At 59.7% G+C, this 19,606-nt stretch carries 22 protein-coding genes and 1 pseudogene; 15 read left to right on the forward strand and 8 right to left on the reverse strand.

The features are described from left to right. Positions 1-2: 2 nt before the first annotated feature. A complete protein-coding gene (locus ACYG9R_RS26035; protein WP_023824901.1) occupies positions 3-542 on the forward strand; it encodes a prepilin peptidase in 540 nt (179 codons plus the stop codon). Positions 543-819: 277 nt separating this feature from the next. Here the strand turns inward: ACYG9R_RS26035 and ACYG9R_RS26040 are convergent. Beyond that, positions 820-1,058 (reverse strand): annotated as a pseudogene (locus ACYG9R_RS26040) (winged helix-turn-helix domain-containing protein); the annotation flags it as partial. Between the two features lie 60 nt (positions 1,059-1,118). On the opposite strand from ACYG9R_RS26040, the gene ACYG9R_RS26045 reads away from it, so the two are divergent. Further along, the gene (locus tag ACYG9R_RS26045) at positions 1,119-1,295 is read left to right on the forward strand and encodes a hypothetical protein (RefSeq protein WP_196813631.1); all 177 of its coding nucleotides are present in this window, start codon (positions 1,119-1,121) and stop codon (positions 1,293-1,295) included. A 662-nt stretch (positions 1,296-1,957) separates the two neighbouring features. Here the strand turns inward: ACYG9R_RS26045 and ACYG9R_RS26050 are convergent. Both ACYG9R_RS26050 and ACYG9R_RS26055 read right to left on the reverse strand, forming a co-directional pair. Then, a complete protein-coding gene (locus ACYG9R_RS26050) occupies positions 1,958-2,458 on the reverse strand; it encodes a hypothetical protein (protein WP_155923321.1) in 501 nt (166 codons plus the stop codon). Positions 2,459-2,551: 93 nt separating this feature from the next. After that, positions 2,552-2,791 carry a hypothetical protein gene (locus ACYG9R_RS26055; RefSeq protein WP_023706903.1) on the reverse strand — a complete coding sequence of 80 codons (240 nt, stop codon included), beginning with the start codon at positions 2,789-2,791 and terminating at the stop codon, positions 2,552-2,554. Between the two features lie 274 nt (positions 2,792-3,065). On the opposite strand from ACYG9R_RS26055, the gene ACYG9R_RS26060 reads away from it, so the two are divergent. Beyond that, a complete protein-coding gene (locus ACYG9R_RS26060; RefSeq protein ID WP_023824900.1) occupies positions 3,066-3,251 on the forward strand; it encodes a hypothetical protein in 186 nt (61 codons plus the stop codon). A 188-nt stretch (positions 3,252-3,439) separates the two neighbouring features. On the opposite strand, the gene ACYG9R_RS26065 is transcribed toward ACYG9R_RS26060, so the two are convergent. Then, entirely contained in the window at positions 3,440-3,664 is a 225-nt protein-coding gene (locus ACYG9R_RS26065) for a DUF768 domain-containing protein (RefSeq protein WP_023741142.1), read from the reverse strand. A 1,214-nt stretch (positions 3,665-4,878) separates the two neighbouring features. Between ACYG9R_RS26065 and ACYG9R_RS26070 the strand changes: the two genes are divergently transcribed. Next, positions 4,879-5,259 carry a hypothetical protein gene (locus tag ACYG9R_RS26070; protein ID WP_023824899.1) on the forward strand — a complete coding sequence of 127 codons (381 nt, stop codon included), beginning with the start codon at positions 4,879-4,881 and terminating at the stop codon, positions 5,257-5,259. 272 nt (positions 5,260-5,531) lie between these two features. Here the strand turns inward: ACYG9R_RS26070 and ACYG9R_RS26075 are convergent, their stop codons facing one another. Next, positions 5,532-6,275 (reverse strand): hypothetical protein, encoded by a 744-nt coding sequence (locus ACYG9R_RS26075; RefSeq protein WP_023824898.1) that lies wholly within the window; start codon positions 6,273-6,275, stop codon positions 5,532-5,534. 830 nt (positions 6,276-7,105) lie between these two features. On the opposite strand from ACYG9R_RS26075, the gene ACYG9R_RS26080 reads away from it, so the two are divergent. Then, positions 7,106-7,510 carry a hypothetical protein gene (locus ACYG9R_RS26080; protein ID WP_155923320.1) on the forward strand — a complete coding sequence of 135 codons (405 nt, stop codon included), beginning with the start codon at positions 7,106-7,108 and terminating at the stop codon, positions 7,508-7,510. Between the two features lie 189 nt (positions 7,511-7,699). Here ACYG9R_RS26080 and ACYG9R_RS26085 read toward each other — a convergent pair whose 3' ends face one another. Further along, on the reverse strand, positions 7,700-7,897 hold the full coding sequence (locus tag ACYG9R_RS26085) for a hypothetical protein (protein ID WP_023824896.1): 198 nt from the start codon (positions 7,895-7,897) through the stop codon (positions 7,700-7,702). Positions 7,898-7,983: 86 nt separating this feature from the next. Here ACYG9R_RS26085 and ACYG9R_RS26090 point away from each other — a divergent pair, with 86 nt between their 5' ends. The 7 genes from ACYG9R_RS26090 to ACYG9R_RS26120 all read left to right on the forward strand — a co-directional run bounded on the left by ACYG9R_RS26090 (position 7,984) and on the right by ACYG9R_RS26120 (position 13,501). Further along, positions 7,984-8,325, forward strand: a complete 342-nt coding sequence (locus ACYG9R_RS26090) for a hypothetical protein (protein WP_023734669.1) — start codon at positions 7,984-7,986, stop codon at positions 8,323-8,325. Positions 8,326-8,385: 60 nt separating this feature from the next. After that, positions 8,386-8,589: a hypothetical protein gene (locus ACYG9R_RS26095; protein WP_023824892.1), complete on the forward strand. Its 204-nt coding sequence runs from the start codon at positions 8,386-8,388 to the stop codon at positions 8,587-8,589. Between the two features lie 1,504 nt (positions 8,590-10,093). After that, positions 10,094-10,570 carry an Hsp20 family protein gene (locus ACYG9R_RS26100; RefSeq protein ID WP_023824891.1) on the forward strand — a complete coding sequence of 159 codons (477 nt, stop codon included), beginning with the start codon at positions 10,094-10,096 and terminating at the stop codon, positions 10,568-10,570. A 74-nt stretch (positions 10,571-10,644) separates the two neighbouring features. Further along, on the forward strand, positions 10,645-11,154 hold the full coding sequence (locus ACYG9R_RS26105) for an Hsp20/alpha crystallin family protein (protein WP_023714223.1): 510 nt from the start codon (positions 10,645-10,647) through the stop codon (positions 11,152-11,154). Between the two features lie 70 nt (positions 11,155-11,224). Then, a complete protein-coding gene (locus ACYG9R_RS26110; protein WP_023714224.1) occupies positions 11,225-11,992 on the forward strand; it encodes an NADH dehydrogenase ubiquinone Fe-S protein 4 in 768 nt (255 codons plus the stop codon). A gap of 203 nt (positions 11,993-12,195) precedes the next feature. Then, complete coding sequence (locus ACYG9R_RS26115) at positions 12,196-12,693, forward strand: 2,4'-dihydroxyacetophenone dioxygenase family protein (RefSeq protein WP_023752250.1); 498 nt, start codon at positions 12,196-12,198, stop codon at positions 12,691-12,693. A gap of 70 nt (positions 12,694-12,763) precedes the next feature. Further along, the gene (locus tag ACYG9R_RS26120; protein ID WP_245260122.1) at positions 12,764-13,501 is read left to right on the forward strand and encodes an SDR family NAD(P)-dependent oxidoreductase; all 738 of its coding nucleotides are present in this window, start codon (positions 12,764-12,766) and stop codon (positions 13,499-13,501) included. 457 nt (positions 13,502-13,958) lie between these two features. Here ACYG9R_RS26120 and ACYG9R_RS26125 read toward each other — a convergent pair whose 3' ends face one another. Then, positions 13,959-14,531, reverse strand: coding sequence for a hypothetical protein (locus ACYG9R_RS26125; RefSeq protein ID WP_196813622.1), 573 nt, complete (start codon positions 14,529-14,531; stop codon positions 13,959-13,961). A 292-nt stretch (positions 14,532-14,823) separates the two neighbouring features. Further along, the gene (locus tag ACYG9R_RS26130; RefSeq protein ID WP_023745094.1) at positions 14,824-15,918 is read right to left on the reverse strand and encodes a mandelate racemase/muconate lactonizing enzyme family protein; all 1,095 of its coding nucleotides are present in this window, start codon (positions 15,916-15,918) and stop codon (positions 14,824-14,826) included. Positions 15,919-16,105: 187 nt separating this feature from the next. Here ACYG9R_RS26130 and ACYG9R_RS26135 point away from each other — a divergent pair, with 187 nt between their 5' ends. From ACYG9R_RS26135 to ACYG9R_RS26145, 3 genes are all read left to right on the forward strand, one after another. Continuing rightward, a complete protein-coding gene (locus tag ACYG9R_RS26135; RefSeq protein ID WP_023682469.1) occupies positions 16,106-16,855 on the forward strand; it encodes an FCD domain-containing protein in 750 nt (249 codons plus the stop codon). After that, a complete protein-coding gene (locus ACYG9R_RS26140) occupies positions 16,852-18,471 on the forward strand; it encodes a GMC family oxidoreductase (RefSeq protein WP_023672663.1) in 1,620 nt (539 codons plus the stop codon). The genes ACYG9R_RS26135 and ACYG9R_RS26140 overlap by 4 nt, the downstream gene beginning before the upstream one ends. A gap of 103 nt (positions 18,472-18,574) precedes the next feature. Beyond that, positions 18,575-19,555 carry an ABC transporter substrate-binding protein gene (locus tag ACYG9R_RS26145; protein WP_023682467.1) on the forward strand — a complete coding sequence of 327 codons (981 nt, stop codon included), beginning with the start codon at positions 18,575-18,577 and terminating at the stop codon, positions 19,553-19,555. The last annotated feature ends 51 nt before the right edge of the window (positions 19,556-19,606 follow it).

Raw genomic sequence — 19,606 nt, forward strand, 5'->3', positions numbered from 1 at the left:
GTATGTTGTTTGCCGCTTCGCTGCTGCTGAAGGCGTTTGCGATCCCTCTGCTGGCATGGGTCGCCTGGATAGACTTCTCGTCCCAGAAGATATCCAACCGTCATGTGCTGCTGCTTTTGTGTCTCGGGCTGGGATCGCTTCAGCTTGTTTCCATAGCAAGCCGATCGTGGTGGGATATGGGATTGAGCGTGATCGCCGGAATTTTGCTGTTCGTCGCGCTCTTCCCGTTCTGGATTTTGCGCAAGGTCGGAGCCGGAGACGTCAAGCTGATTGCGGTCGTCCCGTTTCTGACCGGTGGAAGCGGTCTCGCCATGTTCTCGGTGCTCCTATTGGTTTTCGCCGTCGCCACGGTGGCGGTCATGAAAAACCCGTTCCTGCTGCCGGCGGGCGCGTTTCGCGTCTATGTCCAGCATATGGACAGGAAGGGCGTCGTTCCTTTTGGCGTGCCAATTTCGGCAGCTGCGATTGGCGCTATCGGTTTCCAGATTTACGGGAGTTGGGTGGTGGCGAGCAGCTCAGGAATCCTGGATCAGCTTAATTGAACCTCGGCAGTCCGCTTTGCTGCACGAAGCGCGCACCGACGTAATCTTTGCTTAGTGCCGAACTGGCAGTCTATCTGCCTATTGAGGGTGCGCTATGATACAGGATTACCGGTCGACAGTTGCCTGGTTGGCGGCTGGATTGATTGTTGGTGCCGTGGCGTTCCCGTTTGCGGCTGTCGTCAACAAACCGGCGACACCAACAATTATCAGCGCCGAACCGCCACCGCTCCCAATCATCAAAAAGACGTTCGTCCGAAAATGGCGCCGTACATAGCGATCAGTGGTGCCTGTCCCCAATACCGCGCACCGTCTGCAGCCAGGCCGGATTGGACGGATCGCGCTCGATCCTGCGGTGCAGGGGGTTGATCTGGAGTCGATGGTGCGCTCACCGACTTCGGAATCGTCACCGGCGAGTTCATAACGCGGCATGGTTTCGCCGACCCGTGCGGCGAAGACCGCCAGGGTCTCCTGCTCGCGGCCGCGCCCGCCGCCCCGCCTCAGTTCGCGCCTGCACAGCGTGCCATGCGTTCCCCAGCGCTCCTAACGACATTGGCACGATCATCGAAGGTTGCTTTAATGGCAGGTTCCAGACCGAAAAAAGGAAGAGAAGAAGAAGTTTCGTGTGCGCTTTCTGCACACAGTCTCCCAAACTATCTGCTTTTGCAGGAGTCGGCTGGTGATGATCTGCCTCGGGAGCCGGCGATCGGCGCGGAGGCGACCATTCCTGGCAAAAAAATTTCCGGCTTCGCATGACCTTCCGCCGCAACACGGACAAGACGCTGCCGGCAAGGGGCTGAGCAATAAAAAGCCCGCCACCGTGAGGCAGCGGGTTCTCTTTCGGAAATGATGAGCTGCCTTTTACGGCCGGCCTTCATGGGGCGGGGTTGCAGATGCCTCTGGCCGGACATTCGACGTCATTGAAGCGAGGCACTCTTCCAGACGTTCCAGCCGCGCCTTCTGGCATCGCAGTGTGTGCGCGACGTCATGCAGCCTGGATTTACCCTGAGAGTTGGCGGCAGCGATCAAGTCTATTTGGAGCCGACTGATCTCGCTCCGCAGATCGCGAGCGTCAGCTTCCATCAGACCCCTGATCCATCCAGCCCCGCGCATTCCAGCACACCATCCACCGAGACCTGCGTCGCACGATAGCAGCGAGTTTGCTAACAACCATGCCATGAACCTTCTCGAATTTTATGCATTGCTAATATATAAAAGGCCCGCCACCGTCAGGCATCCGGGGAGTTTTTGCCCCGTCGGATCGGACTGTGAGGTTTGTCACGGACGAATCGACGTATCGGCGTAGGCTACGTGCAGTTTCCTGCAGGGGTAAAGGGAGTGGTCCCGATGCTTGTGAACCTTCCTATGCTTGTGAATCTTCGTCTTGTCGCAGTTGGTCCCCTTGCCGATTGGGTCCGTCATCGAGCCGAGCAGAAGGCGCTGTTGAAGGCGACGGACGAGTTGAGCAAGTCACCAGACGACATGCTCAGCGACATCGGGATTTCCCGTGACGACATCACGACGTTTGCGTTCCGCAGCCCGGCGTCGAGACGTTGGGGCTGAGCAACAAAAAAGCCCGCCACCGTGAGGGAGCGAGCCAAATTATTCGAGAAGCAAACTGGATCGTTCCAGGTTCTGTAGCGCGGGAAGCGCCGCCGGTAGCCGAACACCCGGCCGAGGATGCGAATGCAAGAAGATGGCCCTCGTCCGCACACCATGGAATCGAGAAGGAACGTCTCGTGCAGACTTCCCTTGGCGGCAAAGCGGCCCCCATAGCCTCGCCCGTGATTGTTGCGCCAGCTCATGGTTTGCGGATGACCGCCTCCAAACATGGCGACCACAACGCACCCGTCCTCCAGTTCCGCGTCTGGATCAATGATAAGGCTTTCAGCCCGAAGCTCGGGGTAGGTGTCTGTCACCGCAAACACGTTGTAGGCCCACTTGCTGGCGGCACTGCGAGGCAAAACTGCTGCCCCAGGGTCACGTGACCGTGCCGAGACGATCGCGGGCTATCAGATGCCGTCGACGTTCTCTTGAGCCGCGACCGAAATTCGGCTAGTCGAGTCAGCCGCTTCCGATGATCGCCAGTATATCAAGCAAACGACCAGCCCGGCGTACCCGACTTGCAGAACGATCAGCGCAAGGACCGCACAGCCGAGCGCGGTCCAAATTGAACCGGCTTCGATGTAGGTCCAGATCGCCACAATGATCGCAGTGGCAGACATGCCGACCAGAAACTGTGGAAAATACATTCCTCCGCGTTTCATTAATTTAGCGATTGCGCAATTAGCCGATTCTAAAATATCGCTGCAGCATGATGTCGCATCGGCTAGCACTACCCATCCACAGAAATGGTCGCTGCAGTCTTCGGGTGTGGGGCCGCACCGGCCACCGCGCGTTGCCTAAGATATACTCATATTAGCGATCGCGCAATTAAGCATGTAGGCGCTCCCAATCCGAAACTCAGGGAATCCCTCTTGAAGGCTCAAACGAGAGGACAAGCTAATACCGTTGAGAGTCGCGGGCATGGACGACGGTATGGGCGGAGCATCTTGGGTTTTCGACCTTGACGCTTTGCGCAAGGCTTTCCTCGAGTTCGTAGAGGAGCATAAGACCACGGATCATCCTGAGTGGGGCGAACTCGCCAAGCTGTTCCTCGAAAAAGAACGAGAGCGGCACCAAGAACCGGACCCTGCCCAGCCGGAGGGGTGAACGCACCAGCGCTGTGTGACCCGACCGGCGCAGAAGCCATGACCAGAACAAACCGGGGATTCACGGATTCGCGGTGTCGATCTACATTTGCTCTGAGATGGCATTGGCGTGGCGCTGGCCGGTTAGGTAAGCGAGCCCCTTGTCAGGCAGTCCGGCATGTAGGACATGACCGGCACGTCGGGGAAGCCTCAGGCTAAGTCCACCCTTTCGGCGACACGACGATTCACTTCGATAATCAATTCGAAGACGCTTTCAAGCTCGCCGTTGATCTCGTCGGCAGGAATCCCGGCCTTCTCGGCAGCTGTCATCAACTGGTCTTTCAAGTCGCCAACCGAGATGGGGTCTCCCCGCGCCACAATGGGCAGTTGTTTGGCTACCCACTTATCGAGAAACCTCAGGCCACGGACGCTCATTTGTTAGCAACCTCTCATCCTTGACACTGCACCCGCCTGCGGCCGGGTGACACCCGATGGCATAAGCGCGACGATTCCCTCCTATGACTTCCCGCATGCGGTTGTCGATTCGACTTCGAAGGCCGTGATCGGCCAGATATGGAATTAGTCGGCCCGGTCACGCGCATCGACGGCGACAAGGTAACCGTCAGCCTGCGGCCACTGGTGACTGTCGACGCCGAGCACGTGCGCGTTGTTGAGAGCCATGTGGGGTCGCCACGGCGAAAAAAGCCGATTGTTGACAAAGCCTAACGGCGCTGCTTGAGGAGATCAAAGGCCTCGTCGCAGGGGCAGCCGCCGGAAAGAATGGGATTCGGGCCGCTTTGGATTATTATGCGGTTCCCGAGCCAGCACGGCGACAAGTACCGAGCAGTCGAGTTCCTCGTTGAACGAAAAGTGCGGGTCGGCCTCTGGCAAGATCTGAGCCAAGCGTAGCGATTTCAACCTGGCTGTCTTGGCGGCACGTTCTGTGCATTCAACCTCATTGATCGCTTTCGCGGACCGCACTGCACCTCGGCGTTCTCCCAGCCAACACATTTCCTGGTAGCCTCATTCTCACCTCCCCCCAACGCAAATTTCTACATTCGGATGAACCATGTCGCCCTTCATTCTGATGAAGCCCAAGCTGAAGCAGCGGACCAGATGGCCCGCGATTGTGGGCTCGCACCGCCCGGCGAGGTGACGCGAGCCCGGCCGAGTCTTGCGGGACCTCGACCAGCAGCGAACACCCACTCGCTGCCGTTCTATCAACAAAGCCCCCAAATTTCAGGTTCCGCTTATATACAAAAAGCCGGCCTCCTTTCGGCAGCCGGCCAGTTCCAACAGAACAAGGGAACGTGCACTGATGGGGCAGTGCAACGCCCGAAGTGTTCGAGGCCACAATGTTCCAAGGGTGAGAATAACGAGGCAGCCTAGCTAGCGGTTGGTGCCAGCCGCATGGCTTGCCCCCTCCGCCCTCTTGACTGCCCGAGCGGGTTAGGTACCTTCACTGCGTGCCTTGAGAGAAGCGGCCCGGGCACCTTTGGAAATCAAGCCGCGTGATAACCGACGAGGGGGGAGCCCTTACGTCGTAGACAACGAGCAGCACGGCTGCCCAAGCACAACTCCAAACAACAACAATCCGGCTTCCGCGCCCATGGCGGCGTTGCGGCCACTAAAAAACATGGAGCAAAGTGATGACCAAAATTGTCGAATATCAGGATAGTAACGTGACGGTGGTATCGCGGAATCCATTGCGAGGCGCACTGGAACTGGTGACCGATGACGACCACACAACCTTCCTCGAACTGGACAGGGACAGCGCCGAGTGGCTGGTGTCGGCGCTCCTCGACTTCCTCATGGAAGGCAAACACCCAGAAACACCAAAGATGACTGTTGAACCGGCCGCTGACGCCGCCAGAGGCCGCGACCAAGTTCTAACCGCCATTTTTGAAGGCATAGCAGCAGCCTATCAAGCCACGCTCTATGAAAACAATGATCCTTTGGACAATTGCGCGACCTTTGCAGAGACGGCACTAGCGTGGCTGGAGTCGAGTGGCTTAAGAGTGGTGCGTTAAGCCACCTTTGCTGCCTGCACGGTTTCGGGCGAACCGTGCAGGTTGCCCAATGGGGGCGAAAGTGGAACAAACAGGGGATTCACATTCCCGGAGTTCCGATCTAGAATCATTCCATGGAAACGGTGTTCGATGATATCGCCAACGCCCTCAGAGAGCCCCGCTCAGACGTGTGGCGCCCAGTCCGCGCCTTCGCCCTCGATCTTGCCGCCAAGCTGTTCCTTGGCCTCGCTGTCGGCCTAGGCGTTTGCTTTGGAATGGCGCTGGCTGGTTAGCTATCTCGCTGCGGCCGACTGAAGTGCGACAGCAGCAAAATCTGCCGTTGAGTTTCCCGAAAACGTAGCAGTCTCTGATTCAGCGGAGGTCGAACTTGTTGATGCATGGATGCCAAGGAAATCCTTTCCACAAAGGGCACTAAAATCTTCGGTGACATTGCTCATGGACCCGGAGGTGGTGCCGGAAGCGATGAGCGAGATAAAAGCGATGCCATCGGCTGGAATGGTGATGGTAATCCTGTCGCCGCTTTCTGCAGCTATCGCGGCAGGTATCTCAGAAGCTCCAACCACTCTGTAAATCTGCGCCGTGACAGACGGGTTGCCGCCATCAAAAGTGAACCCGATGTCGGTCGACGTTGTGTTTTCCAATATGTCGCCGCTGCCGGCTGATATGAACCAGATCTCGGAATTGGCGCTTGAGGGCACATCATGACTGCGCACCAGGCGCCTTGCCCGAAGGTCGCCGACAGTTACGGTATCCAGCGTCCGCAACTCCCCGAAAAACTTCCATGAGACTTCGAGCCAGATATCCCTACCGGTAGCAACAGCACCAAGGTTTTTCGAGGGCGCCTTAACCGTGGGGCCAGGGACGAGCCCCCCACTATTAAAGGCCGAGACAGCCGAGACCATGATCGGTGACGAGCGCTGTAAATTCTGAAAGCCAATGATCGCCGCCGTGATCGCCAACGCCGCCAGGACAAGGGCAATCGCTATCCAAACAACTGACCGGCGTCGATTTCGCATCGTTGCCCCAACCCTAGGGGAAATATCAACGTATTAGCAACTGCTTGTATTTCTCGTGAACCAGGATCATTCTTGCCGCACGGAGGCCACCAGTAACGATGGAAAAGGGGAACGTCATGGAATCCGTTTGCTACGCCCAAAGCTCGATCTGTTTGCTGTCGCTCTTAGTCAACACCACGATGGCGCTTATTGTCTTGACGCCATTCGCAGCGACGCGCCTGCTGGTGTTGAGGATGCGCGCGGACTCGGGCCGAAACCTTCAACTCGCCTAAGGCGCCGTGGGCAAACCACGTTACCGAGGCGCAGATCATGCGAATATTTCTGTTGATCCTTGCCGCTGTCGCCGTGTTCTACATCTGGGGCAACGTGGCGAACAAAGGGCTGTACACTGCCCAGATTGAACGCAGCGTGGGTCTAGTCGCAGGCTTCGAACTCATAAACTAGCGCATCGCGATTGGTTGCACATCATGGCCAGAAGGTTGCCGCAACCATCAGACTGCACCGATGTGGGCCATGAAATCGGCAATGACGGTGTCACTCTCGGGTGCGCTCGGTACCGTCGAGAACGTTGCAAGCTCAAAAATCTGCGGTCGAGATAGCCGCCAACCGATTTGCCGAGGCACATCTTGCGCGTCGTCAAATCGTTGATGGTATTACCCGACGCCACGGACGCCTCGATGCCGCCATTGACGGAGAATAGAGGCTCCCGCCTTCGTGGCGCCATGTCGTCACCACAGGCACGCCGGTCGAAATGGCAGTACTGGGAACCTGCCAAGGGTACGACACGAAATTCGATCCTTGGCCAATGGGCCCCGGGATAGAAGTGCCATTTGCAAATAACCAGCGTCGTCACCCCACAGGATGTCATTGTTAGCGGCGTTGCCTGCGCCAGTGTTGTTGGTGTTGTTGGTGTTGATGGCATCGATGTAGCCCGAACAGATCACAAAGCCGGACGACAGCCTCACGAAATTGGAGATGCTCGCGCCTATCAGTTGGCTGGTGATGCCGTTGAAATCGGCGCATGTCCGGCTGATTGGACCTGCAGTTGTAACGGCCGGCTGCGCACTGGTGACCCCAATCTTCTCGAAGTGCCGGCCGCCGCCGGTCTGGTCCTTGAAGGAATCGGTGCCGGGCGTCGGAATCTTCGCCCTGGAAGGGTTGTCGATGTTGGCTTCGATCTTCAGTGCTTCGAGCCTGCCGCTCAGACTCCGCCGAGCGTCGGTTCTTTGCGGTAGGCATTTTCCGCCGCGACGAATTCCGAGGTCGGTCTCGGGAGCTTCAGTGCTGATCTGAAGTAAGCGGCGCTGGCCGTTTTCGAAGAGCGAGATATCTTGGCAGCGATGTTCATTGCCATTATGTCCATCGCAAACGCGATGCGTCCCGTCGCGTTTGTCACGTTTGCCGAAAATATTCCCGCCTAGCCGCTACCTCGGCTTTCCATCTGCCGCCGACGCGCCGGCCGAAACCTTTCCGATCTTCTGGCTGAGAGCCTCGGCGGCAACCGCCGTCTCGACCCAATCTCCAGAACTCCGATCCTCGAACTCCGTTTCGATCTCAGCGACGAGCGCCGCTATTTGCGCGAGTTGGCGTCTGATCGCTGCGAGTTTGCGCACGGTGCTCATGGGCACGTCTCGATCGATGCCGGAACCAAAGTCGTTGAGCAAAGTTTCCTTACCGAAGGGCGTTTTAGGTTTTTGGAGAACTCGAAATGAAGACCATCATCCTTGGCGCATTGGCGCTTTGCTTGGCTGCGCCTGCGGTCGCGTCCGCAGAAGAAGGCATCGTCGTCCAGACCCAGCGACATCACCACCGCCATTATTGGGACGACAACAATAACGACCGTGTGGTCATCTATCGGAACGGACACCGTCTCCATCGCCGCCATCATGGCGAGCAGGCGTTTTACGACAATGGCGAGCGCGCCTGGCGCCGGCATCATCACCGGTCCAGCGACTTTGTGGTCACCGGATCGATCAACCGTCCGATGCATCACCGCCGTCACGTCGTCATTCAGCAGGACGACAACAACGATTATGACACCGACTATTGATCGCAGTCTAACGGCCCGGCCTTCGACGAGAGCCGGGCACCGGAGGGGAGGGGTTTCGCCATGACGATGCTGTTTCAATCCTTGGACTTGGACGGTCACAAGCGCAGCGAGCTTTACCATGCGGCGCGGTTGTCGATGCTCCAATGTCGTGTGTTGACGCGCTTCGATCGGGTCGAAGAGGCTGCCGATAAGGTGCAAGCAGCGGCTGAGTTGTTCGCTGAGGCGGCTCGACGTGTCGGAAGCGCTCAAACGCTCGGTATGTGAGCGCCAAGTCGGCGGCGGAACCGGCAGGCGGCAACGCGCGTTGCCTTTGCATGGTCGACTATCTCAAATCGGTACTGAAGGAACTGTGTCCTGCCTGGCTCATGCGGAAGGCGGGCGTCGTAGACGTTCGCCCTGTTGAGCAGCAGCCAGCCATAAGCGATCTAATAGGGTGCGGCGCCGCCGACGCGATATCGTGGGCCGGTGCGGTCCGAGCCTCCCGACCACAGGCTTAACGAGTCCATAAGCAAGCGCAATTCGGGCTGACCCGCGACGCAGGAAGTTCCAAAAGCTTCCAGGAACCCCAGCAAACTGGACGACGCAATCGTCGGCAAAAGAGGGTCCGAAAAGGCCTTTCGGCAGCTCCCTCGTAGGAACGAGAAAAGAAGAGAAGCGGAACTTGCGTGTGCAGTATTGCACACGAACCCTCATAAACATTTGATTTGATTTTTCAGCATCTGTTTAACATCATAACCTTCTGCCGCACACGCTGCGTCAGCGAGACCTTCCTGCAACGCGACGTCGCGCGGCGCCGGGGCACCGACACCAAGTCGATCGCAGTGAGACGCCGACAAAGCCCTGTTAGCGCGCCTGAAGCCTTCGGCGAACTCATCGACCTCCATATCGACGACATGTGCGATGTAGGCAAGTCCCCTCGCCGCTCCAAGGCCGCAGCCCTCGCTATGCTCCGAACATCTGGGGAAGTGCAGCATCGCCACCCTCGATCGCGAACGGCTCGTTCGCTTCGGTCGTGATCGAGCCGCCCAGGGTGCCGGACGATGAGTCTCGGTATCGACATCACCTAGGGAAAGTCGTTGAGCGTCGTTCCTGGATGATCTGCCTGGTCGTGATCGACAGCCGCTGGCGAGAGCCGCCAAACACGCATGAGATTGTCTGAAGCGGAGGACCATCCATGGAAGGACCCATTTCGAGCTATTTTGCATCGATTGAACCCGTGGGCCCCTGACGTTTTTCTGGACCGCTTGCTGCATCCGGCGCGGATTTCAAACATCCCCACGACGTTTTGGCCGATGTTGCCCTGGACGCTCAGGAGAAGCGCGCCATTCTTTCGTCATGGGCATCGGATGCCTGCGCCGTAGAATCCGTGCCAGCGCTTCGCATGCTGCCGCGAGCGGGTGAACCGGTCACCTTCGACACGATCATGGATGCGTTGCAACAGTTGGATCAATCGGATGAGCGTGCCGGTCCTGACTGCAGTGACAGCGCGGCAGTGGCCGCGTTCATACCATTCGTCGATCGGATTTAAGGGCGACGTCGTTGTTCTTGCGCCATGGACCCGTCGGCGAGTGACCCCGCCGGCGGAAGGGGTGGCATTGGTGCGTTCGCCCAGATTGCCGATGAAAATTTTCCTATTCTTGCTCTTGAAGGTGTAAGTCGCGATTCTAAATTGATGGTCGCCGGCAGCCTAATGGGGCCGGCAACACCAGGAGGCGGCAAGGCTCTTGGCGCCTTCTGTTGTCCATGTTGCTCAAAGGAGGATGTGGCTATGAAGACAAACCTCGATTTTACCCCTCTATACCGGTCCAGCATCGGCTTCGACCGCATGGTCGACATGCTTGAAAGTGCGAGCCGTGTGGCCTCGTTCGACAACTGGCCGCCCTACGATATCGCCAAGGTTGATGATGATCAGTATCGCATCACGATGGCGGTCGCCGGTTTCTCGCAGGACCAGCTGACCGTCACCCACCAGCCCAACATGCTGGTTGTGAGCGGGTCGCAATCCGGCGATGAGAACGGCCGGTATCTGTACCGTGGCATCAACGGGCGCGCTTTCGAGCGTCGGTTCGAACTGGCCGATCATGTCAAAGTCGAGGGCGCCAGCCTTGAGAACGGGCTGCTGAGCATCGATCTCAAGCGCGAGGTTCCCCAGGAGATGAAACCGCGCAAGATCGAAATCTCCAGCGGGGCTCCCATGCCGAAGATCGAGGCGCCCAAGGTCGAGACCGACAAGCTGGCCGCCTGAGCAATCCACCATGAAGGCTTTCGCTTGAGCCGGGCGTCCCGCCCGACTCAGAGACCTACAAAAGGAGAAAGACAATGAGCGTACGTGACTTGATCCCATGGGGCCGGGGCAACGGAAACTCGGCGCCCAGTCTCTTCCCCGACGGAGATCGAGACCCCTTCGTCTCCCTCCACCGGGAGGTAAACCGGCTGTTCGATGACGCCTTCCGCAGCTTTGGCGCCAGACTGCCGGCCTTCGGTCCCTCTTTCGCCGCCAATTGGCCGAGTGTCGAAATCTCCGACACGGACAAGGAAGTCCGCGTCACGGCGGAAATACCTGGCCTGGACGAGAGCGACATAGAAGTCCTGCTGGAAAATGGGGCGCTCAAGCTTAAAGGCGAGAAGCGTTCCGAGACCGAGGACAAGGACCGGCAGTTCTCCGAGCGCTTCTACGGTCGCTTCGAGCGCCTCATTCCGCTCGGCTACGAGGTTGAAGAAGACAAGGTCAACGCCGCCTTCAAGAACGGGGTGCTGACCGTGACGTTGCCCAAGACCGAGCGGGCGCAGGCGAAGGCCAAGCGGATCGCAATCAACGGGAAGAACTGACGGATGCAGTATGGGTGGCGGCCCTTACGGCCGCTGCCCGTGCGACCCTTCATAACGGGAGGGACAGGCAATGGAGACAGTTCAAAGCAGCGACAACAGAAACCTAACCAAGACGTCCGTCCGGCCGGACAATGACAATCGGCCTCGTCTAGACGGGCCGGCTTTGTCAATGGGACGGTCAGTGTTTCCGGAGGGCGCAGTGGCGCGGATCTACCAGCCCTGCCGCTCGGCCATGACCTCGGCAAAGCCCCACAGGGACTGGCGATTGGTCTTCGAACGCCGCACAGCCCCGTTCATCGAGCCGCTGATGGGCTATACCGGTGGCCGGGACACCCTGACCCAGGTTGAACTGAACTTTCCGACGCTGGAAGCGGCGATCCGTTATGCCGAGCGTCAAGGCCTCAATTACGTGGTGCAGGCGGCACCTCCTGCTTCCCCGGCCAAGATCAGGAGACAACATGTATCGGAGGAAAAACAGGCCTTTTCCGACCTGGTTTGGCAGCGGCTGCAGTTGGCTTGGCTCCAGGCAAGTCACGGCTATGGCGCCGGTGCACAGACAGCGCACATACAGACGGCGCTTTCGGAGCCCGAGACATTCTACGCCTCTCCGATGGAGGTCGTGGACGACCCGGTGCTCGCACCCGACGAGAAACGCGCCGTGCTCAAGAACTGGGCCTGGAACGAGTATCTGATCGACCTGGCCACCGCCGAAGGCATGCCGGAAAATGCACGCCCGTCGCGATTGGACGAGGTCGAACTCGCCTTGCTGGCCTTGGAAGTCCGAAACCGGGGCTTCCAGACCAGAACCAGCCCGGTGCACTCCCGGATAGCCGCATGATAAGGCAAGAAGGAACCCACTGATCGTCTTCGACGCCCAACGGACCATCCCGAAACCCTTCCCGCTTGCGGTCGCGGCAGCGGGCGGGCGCGCGCCGACAACTTTCCCAATGCGTGGGCGCCCGATTGCGCCTCGGCAGAACTCGGCCCAGTTGTTAGGATCGCGCTGATATGGACTCCAATGAATTGGCGACAGAGGTTCCTATGTATCAATCCTTCAACGGCTCCGCCCATCCCCTGGCACCGAAAGAGATCGCGATCGCTGCCGTCCCCGAAGACGAGCGTGTCTGGGTCCCACAGGCTAAGGGCGTGTGGTTCCGACCACTTATGCTCAACACAATGCAAGGCCAGTGGTGCAATCTGCTCCGCGTACGCCGGGCCGGGATATTAAGCCGTCATCTGCATCCGGCCCCCGTGCATGGCTATGTGATCAAGGGGCGTTGGCACTACCTTGAACACGACTGGGTGGCAGAGACCGGATCTTACGTTTTCGAGCCGCCCGGTGAAATCCACACGCTCACGGTCCCAAGCGACGTGCCCGAGATGATCACCTTCTTCAACATCTCCGGCTGCATGGTTTACCTGGACAAGGATAACAAGCAGATTGGTTTCGAGGACGTTTTCACCAAGATCGACATGTGCAGAAGCCACTATGCGAGCGTGGGTCTCGGGGACGATTTCGTCGATCAATTCGTGCGGTAGACATCCGCCCGTTTGTCTTCCGCTGCGGTAAGTTCGCGCTCCGCCACAGAGGCGAAACGAGGAGATCTTGGTGACCGATTCCATATGGGCGATGCCCTTCTTCGCGGGCAAGACCGTCGTCATTACCGGAGGCACGACAGGCATCGGAAACGGCATCGCCATGGCGTTCGCCGGGGCCGGGGCAATCGTCCACGCGACGGGGGCCACGGCCGCCGAGGTAGCGGCCGCTCGTGCATGCGGCACCCCCGTCTCGTATTCAGTACTCGACGTCCGGGACATGACTGCGGTCGAAGGATATTCCAGTCAGTTCACATCCGTTGCAGCGCTCGTAAATTGCGCAGGGGTAAACCTGCGCGCCGCCGAATTCACTGTCCAGGGTTTCGAAACGGTGGTCGATATCAATCTCACCGGCTCCATGCGGAGTGCGAGCGCGTTCCGAGGGGCACTCTCGAACGGGGGCGCCATCGTCAACATCGCCTCGATGTTCGCGTTTTTCGGCGCGGCTCATGCGCCGGCTTACGCCGCATCCAAGGGCGCCATCGTGCAACTTACCAAGTCGCTCGCCATCGCCTATGCCGGGGATGGCATCCGCGTAAACGCATTGGCGCCTGGCTGGATCGAGACCGCCATGACCGCCGCGCCACGGGCCGATCCAGCTCGCAACGCGGAATTGATGAAACGCACTCCGATGGGTCGCTGGGGTACGCCGGGCGACCTGACCGGCCCCGCCTTGTTCTTGTGTTCGCCGCTCGCGGGATTCATCACTGGGGCAATTTTGCCGGTTGACGGTGGCTATCTCATTGCGTGAGGCGTTGGCTATGCTGCGCGACCGATCTCCAAGCCTGTGTCGTCGAGATCAAGATCGAACGCGACCAATCGACCATGCCTGACCGCAATTGCCGCCACCAACTCCGCAAGCTCGCCATCCGTATGCTCGCAAAAAGCTGCCTGTTTCCTGACAATCGTGACCGCATCCCGGGTCGATACGACAGAGAACGGCCTCCGGGATCTCACGAATGATTCCGCAACCTCCGCGACGGATGAAGCTCGGTCAAAATTATCTTGCATACTTGCACCTCTGTACGACGCTAGCCCAAGCTCGGCCCGCGCAAATTGTTCCCATTGGCCTAATGCAGCCTGGTTGGCGTCCGGCTTGGGCTCCTTTGTGAGCGAAGGCCGGGAGCAACGCGACATGGCCGTCGCCGTCTGCCTTAGACAGTCGGCTGGACGCATTCGTCTCCGAATGCGGACACGGGGCCGGACGCCTAAAAACGAGGAGGATCAGATGTGTCCAAGCCGCTCGCCAAAGTTTCCGATCCTGGGACCACCGCAGTTCGGCGCAACAAGTCGCCGGGAGATCTGCTTGCTCGCGTTGATTGCGGTCGACTGACTCCTGGCTCATTCGCCGCCTCGTCGGCTGGCTCCGGTCGGCCGGCCTCGTCCGTCTTCGTCATCGCTGGCCGGCGGACGATCCAATCCACCAAACCGGCTTCGGTCTCCTCGCAGGCCACGAATTCGCGCACCAGACTTCGCGCCAGCTCGCGCCATTGACACTCGGGCACGTTCATCTCCGCGATCAGATCTCGGCATGCAGCGCGTATGATGTCGGCATCGAAGGCTGACACGGCGACAGGACCACGGTCTGCATTCTTTGCTCGAGCAGTGTCGTCGCCCTGACGTTCGCGAAAGCGCCTCAGCACCTCGCGCGATGCGGCGATCGCTTGTCGGGTTTGACTCATAGCCTCGTAAAATCCAACTTCGCGGACCAGTGAGCGGTGCCGCGATAGAATGAAGTCCTCCATAACCGCATGCGCAGTGTCCGTACGCGTTGCAACCATCGCCGCCTCCCTGCAGGCGCACCCAATGCTTGCAGCTTCTGCCGGTGTTCGGGCGGCCGCCTGCATTTGTCGTGTCGCTGCTATGATCGCGTGAGTTAAAGCCGGTGAAGCGTCGCTGCAATTACAAATGTAAGTGTGGCATCCGATAAGCGGTATGCCCGCTGGCTGCGGCGGCGGCGAATTCGTTCTTCAGACGGTCGAAGTCTTCCTGTCGAAGGGCTCTCCGCGTTGCCGGAACGAGGAATCAGGATCCGGACAAAATGCATGCGGCCGTGCCGCCGTTCAGGGGGCGCTATTGGCGAAAATCCGCCAATTTGCGCCAGTCGAAGACAACGCCCACTCCAGGCTCGTCGGGTGCTATCGCCAAACCATCCTGAAGCCTAAGCGGCTCGGTGGTGTAAAGGTCAATATCGAAACTATGCGCCTCCACCCAGCCGGCATTTGTCTGACCTGCAACGAGACTGACATGAAGTTCCTGCATCCCGTGACTGCAGACCGGAATGCCAGCCTTGCGTGAGAGCGCCGCCACGCGCAGCCAGCCTGTGACCCCGCCGCAGTTGGAGGCGTCGGGTTGGATGTAGCTGAGATTCGACCAAGCGAAGGCATGCTCGAACTCCTCGATGACATGCAGGTTTTCTCCCATTGCCAGGGGCATTCCGGTCGCCTTGGCAATGCTGGCGTAACCCTCATAGTCGTCGGGTATGATGGGCTCCTCGAACCACAGCAGATCGTAGGCGGCGAATGCTCTCGCTGCCTCGATCGCTCGCGGGACGTCGAGCGCGTAGTTAGCGTCAACCATAAAGGTGACATGAGGTCCTATGCGCTCGCGAACTGCCTTCACCCGGGCCACATCCTCGGCCAGGTCGTCCTTGCCGACCTTGATCTTCACCCCGGTGAAGCCGCCATTGAGATAGGAATCGATGCTGGCCAAAAGCTGATCGAGGGTAAAGTTTAGGTCGATGCCGCCGCGATAGGCCTTGGCGCTCTTCCCGGCCCCGCCCGCCATCTGCCAAAGCGGCAGGCCGCTACGCCGGCCCTTGAGGTCCCACAACGCGATGTCGATCGCCGAAATCGCGAAAGAAGCGATGCCGCCGCGCCCGACATAGTGGATGTGCCAGAGCATGCCGTCGTAAATCGTGTCGATCTGCGTCGTGTCGCGAGCCTTGAGGAACGGCGCGAGGTCGTGATCGATCATTGCCTTGATCGCATAGCCGCCCCTGCCGCCGGTGTAGGTGTAGCCTGTGCCCTCGGTGCCGTCGGCAAGCCTCAGCGTGACGGTGACCAGCTCGAAATGCGTGTGCGCGCCGTGCTTGGCATCGGTCATCACCTCACGCAGTGGGACCCGGAACAGCCGGGTCTCGACTTCCTTGATTTCGGTGCGGCTCATGCTGCGCTCCATTCAGGTTTTTTCATCGGACCATAATTGCACCGGCAGCGCTGACTAGCAACAATGTGGTTGATCTTTCAGCGATTCTGAAGCCAGTCTGTCATTTTTGGTCCTACAAAAGCATCAAACCGCTTGTGCTTTGGTCCGATTTACCTTCTAATAACAGGACCATCTGGGAGGAAAAGGCTTGCTGGATACGGAAGAGCGTCCTGAGATGCCCGCGGCTATTCTCGCCGCCCGCGCGGCCGACGCGATGGTGGCCGGCATAGAGGCCGACATCACGTCCGGAAGGCTTGGCGACGGCAGCTACCTGCCGGCCGAGCGCGAACTGATGATCGAGTATGGTGTCGGCCGGGGCGTTGTGCGTGAGGCGATTGCGCGCCTGGCCAGCCGCGGCCTGGTGGAAGCGCGTCCGCGGTTCCGGCCCGTGGCGCGCCGGCCTGGCCTGGATGCCGCGCTCGGCGCCCTCGACGGCATTGTAGGACATCTGCTGAGCGACCAGGCGGGCGTGAAGAACCTCTACGACATGCGCGTCTTCCTCGAGGCGTCGCTGGCGCGCAACGCCGCCATCCATGCCCGCAAGGATGACGTCACAGCCCTGAGGGCGGCGCTGGCGATGAACGAGGCGGCCATCCCGGATTCCGAGAAATTCTATGCGACGGACGTGGCGTTCCACGCAGCGCTCTATGACATCGCGCGCAACCCGGTGCTGCCTGTCGTGCACAAGGCATTTACCGCATGGCTGTCGCCGCATTGGATGCGCATGCCACGGTCGCCCGAGCGCAACCGCGTGAATTTCCTCAGCCATCGTGAAATCTGCACGGCCATCATTGAGCGAGATCCTGACGGCGCCGAGCGGGCGCTGCTCAACCACCTCTCGGCGGCCTGGGAGTATGTCCGCGGTACATTCGAAAGCCGTGAGGCGCCGGAAGCATGACGCAGTCCTACGACCATATCGTGGTGGGCGGCGGAGCAGCCGGCTGCGTCGCGGCGGCAAGGCTTGTCAAAGCGGGACGGCGAACCCTGCTGCTGGAGGCCGGCCATTCCCATCATCATCCCTTGCTCGACATGCCGCCCGGCATCTTCAAGATGATCAACGGCTCGAAATTCATGCGCTATCACCGCACCGAGCCGCAGGCCCATCTCGACGGCCGCGTCCATGAAATCTCGCAAGGCAACGTGCTGGGCGGCGGCACCTCGGTCAACGCCCAGGTCTACATGCGAGGCCGCTCGGCCGATTATGAGGAGTGGGACGAACTGCTGCGCGGCAACAATGCCGGCGTGCGCTGGAACTGGCAGGCGGTGCTGCCGCATTTCACCGGCATGGAGGGAAACAACCGCCTCGGCGGCGAACTGCATGGCAGCGAAGGTCCGCTGCTGGTCTCGGATCCAGGCCACATCGATGATGTTTCCCGTTGGTTCGTCCAGGCCGTCCAAGGCCTTGGATTGCCGTACAACCATGACTTCAACGGACCGTCGCAGCGCGGGGTCGGCTTCTACCAGTTCATGAACCGGCGGGGAAAGCGCAGCAGCGCCGCCTATGCCTTCATCGAGCCGCTGACGAATGATCCCAAGCTGACGCTGAAACTCAATTGCACAGTCAGCCGGCTGCTGATCGAAAACGGTCGGGTCACCGGCGTCGTCTATTCGGATGCGTCGGGCGCCGAGCATACCGTCCATGCAGATGCCGACGTGATCGTCTCGTCCGGTGCCCTCGTCTCGCCGAAACTGCTCATGCTGTCCGGCATCGGCCCCGCCGAGGCGCTTGCCGGGCACGGCATTTCCTGCGTCGCCGACCTGCCCGGGGTCGGCGAAAACCTGATCGACCATCCGGAGGTGCCGATCATCGCCACCGCAAACGGCCCATACGGCTATTTCAGGCAGGGCCAAGGCTGGAGGATGATCAGGAACGGCCTGCATTTCAAGCTCTTCGGCACCGGCACGATCCTGTCAGCGGGGGTGGAGGCCGGAGCCTTCGTCAATCCGGCCGATCCCGAGGGCGAACCGACGATCCAGGCCTTCTGCGTACCGCACGTCTATCTGGACCGCGATATCCTGACCTTGGTCGAGAACACCTATGGGCTTACCGTGACGACAGTGGTGGTGAAGCCAAAGTCGCGCGGTTTCGTGAGGCTGCGTTCGGCGGATCCGAAGGACATGCCGATCGTTTCGCCGAACCTCCTTAAACATCCCGACGACATGAGGGAAATGATCTCCGGCCAGCGTTATTTCCTGCAGGTTTTTCAGACCAAGCCGCTCGCCGATCGGGTCAAGGCCATTGCCGTGCCAAGCCAGGATGATCTCAGCGACGAAGCCATGACAAAGCATTGCAAGCGCTTTGTGAAGACCAACTACCATCCGGCCGGGACATGCCGGATGGGCTCGGACAGCGACCGGATGGCGGTGCTGGACGCGGCGCTGCGCGTGCGCGGAATAGACAATCTGCGGGTTGCCGACATGTCGGCCTGCCCCAACATCAATGCCGGCAATACGGCGGCGCCCGCCATGATGCTGGGCGACCGCTGCGCCGACTTTATTTTGGAGGCGGCATAGCGCCGGATCCAGCTTGCCGACGGCGTCATCGCCGAAGCCGTCTGGGCCGATATCGTGAGGAAATTACACAGTCGCTGAAAGCGACAATAAAGGAGGAAAGAGCATGATCATTACCCGTCGAAAACTACTGGTTGGCTCCGCCGCCGGCGCGGTCGCGCTGACACTCGGCTCACGCGCCTTCGCGGCGCTCCCGCCACTCGCCAAGAAGGACAAGTACAAGGTCGGTTTCGCCCAGACGGAAAGCAACAATCCGTGGCGCCTTGCCGAGACCAAGAGCATGCAGGACGAAGCCGCCAAGCTCGGCCATCAGCTGGTCTACACGGATGCCGCCGGTTCGTCGGCCAAGCAGGCCTCCGACGTGAACTCGATGATCGCGCAGGGCGTCGACGCAATCTTCCTGCCGCCCCGCGAAGACAAGCCCCTGGTGCCGGTCATTCTTGCCGCGCGCGATGCCGGCATACCGGTGTTTCTGGTCGACCGCGACGTTGATCACACCATGGCCAAGCCGGGCGAGGATTATGTCTGCTTCATCGGTTCGGATTTCATCGAGGAGGCGACCCGCGTCGGGGAATGGCTGATCAAGAACGCCAATGGCAAGTCGAAGATCATCGAGCTGGAAGGCACGACCGGAGCCTCGGCCGCTACCGACCGCAAGAAAGGCTTCGACGATTTCATCGCCAAGCACTCGCAGTTCACCATCCTGGCGTCGCAGTCCGGCGACTTCGCCCGTGACAAGGGCCGGCAGGTCGCCGAGACGCTGCTTCAGGCGCACCCTGATGCGGATATCATCTACGCGCACAATGATGAGATGGCGCTGGGCGCCATCGCCGCTCTGGAAGCCGCCGGCAAGACCCCGGGCAAGGATGTGCTGATCTTGTCGATCGACGGCGAGAAGGAAGGCGTTCAGGCGATCATCGACGGCAAGATCGGCGCTATCTGCGCTTGCAGCCCGCTGTTCGGGCCGAAGGCCTTCGCAACGATGGCCGACTATGCGGCCGGCAAGAAGATCCCGCCGTTCATCAAGAACGAGGATGCCTTCTTCGACGCCACGAACGCGAAGAAAGACTTCGATATTGCGTTCTGATATCCACTCTCTTTCCAGCTGCCCTACCCGCTCCGGCGGGTAGGGTTTGGG

This window comes from Mesorhizobium sp. RSR565B, from assembly GCF_054719465.1.

Excerpts from the sequence above, each read along its gene's own strand:
- ACYG9R_RS26035 (WP_023824901.1), top strand. The coding sequence starts at position 3 with ATGTTGTTTGCCGCTTCGCTGCTGCTGAAGGCGTTTGCGATCCCTCTG.
- ACYG9R_RS26045 (WP_196813631.1), top strand. The coding sequence starts at position 1,119 with ATGGCAGGTTCCAGACCGAAAAAAGGAAGAGAAGAAGAAGTTTCGTGT.
- ACYG9R_RS26055 (WP_023706903.1), bottom strand. The coding sequence starts at position 2,791 with ATGTATTTTCCACAGTTTCTGGTCGGCATGTCTGCCACTGCGATCATT.
- ACYG9R_RS26060 (WP_023824900.1), top strand. The coding sequence starts at position 3,066 with ATGGACGACGGTATGGGCGGAGCATCTTGGGTTTTCGACCTTGACGCT.
- ACYG9R_RS26065 (WP_023741142.1), bottom strand. The coding sequence starts at position 3,664 with ATGAGCGTCCGTGGCCTGAGGTTTCTCGATAAGTGGGTAGCCAAACAA.
- ACYG9R_RS26070 (WP_023824899.1), top strand. The coding sequence starts at position 4,879 with ATGACCAAAATTGTCGAATATCAGGATAGTAACGTGACGGTGGTATCG.
- ACYG9R_RS26075 (WP_023824898.1), bottom strand. The coding sequence starts at position 6,275 with ATGCGAAATCGACGCCGGTCAGTTGTTTGGATAGCGATTGCCCTTGTC.
- ACYG9R_RS26085 (WP_023824896.1), bottom strand. The coding sequence starts at position 7,897 with ATGAGCACCGTGCGCAAACTCGCAGCGATCAGACGCCAACTCGCGCAA.
- ACYG9R_RS26090 (WP_023734669.1), top strand. The coding sequence starts at position 7,984 with ATGAAGACCATCATCCTTGGCGCATTGGCGCTTTGCTTGGCTGCGCCT.
- ACYG9R_RS26095 (WP_023824892.1), top strand. The coding sequence starts at position 8,386 with ATGACGATGCTGTTTCAATCCTTGGACTTGGACGGTCACAAGCGCAGC.
- ACYG9R_RS26100 (WP_023824891.1), top strand. The coding sequence starts at position 10,094 with ATGAAGACAAACCTCGATTTTACCCCTCTATACCGGTCCAGCATCGGC.
- ACYG9R_RS26105 (WP_023714223.1), top strand. The coding sequence starts at position 10,645 with ATGAGCGTACGTGACTTGATCCCATGGGGCCGGGGCAACGGAAACTCG.
- ACYG9R_RS26110 (WP_023714224.1), top strand. The coding sequence starts at position 11,225 with ATGGAGACAGTTCAAAGCAGCGACAACAGAAACCTAACCAAGACGTCC.
- ACYG9R_RS26115 (WP_023752250.1), top strand. The coding sequence starts at position 12,196 with ATGTATCAATCCTTCAACGGCTCCGCCCATCCCCTGGCACCGAAAGAG.
- ACYG9R_RS26125 (WP_196813622.1), bottom strand. The coding sequence starts at position 14,531 with ATGGTTGCAACGCGTACGGACACTGCGCATGCGGTTATGGAGGACTTC.
- ACYG9R_RS26130 (WP_023745094.1), bottom strand. The coding sequence starts at position 15,918 with ATGAGCCGCACCGAAATCAAGGAAGTCGAGACCCGGCTGTTCCGGGTC.
- ACYG9R_RS26140 (WP_023672663.1), top strand. The coding sequence starts at position 16,852 with ATGACGCAGTCCTACGACCATATCGTGGTGGGCGGCGGAGCAGCCGGC.
- ACYG9R_RS26145 (WP_023682467.1), top strand. The coding sequence starts at position 18,575 with ATGATCATTACCCGTCGAAAACTACTGGTTGGCTCCGCCGCCGGCGCG.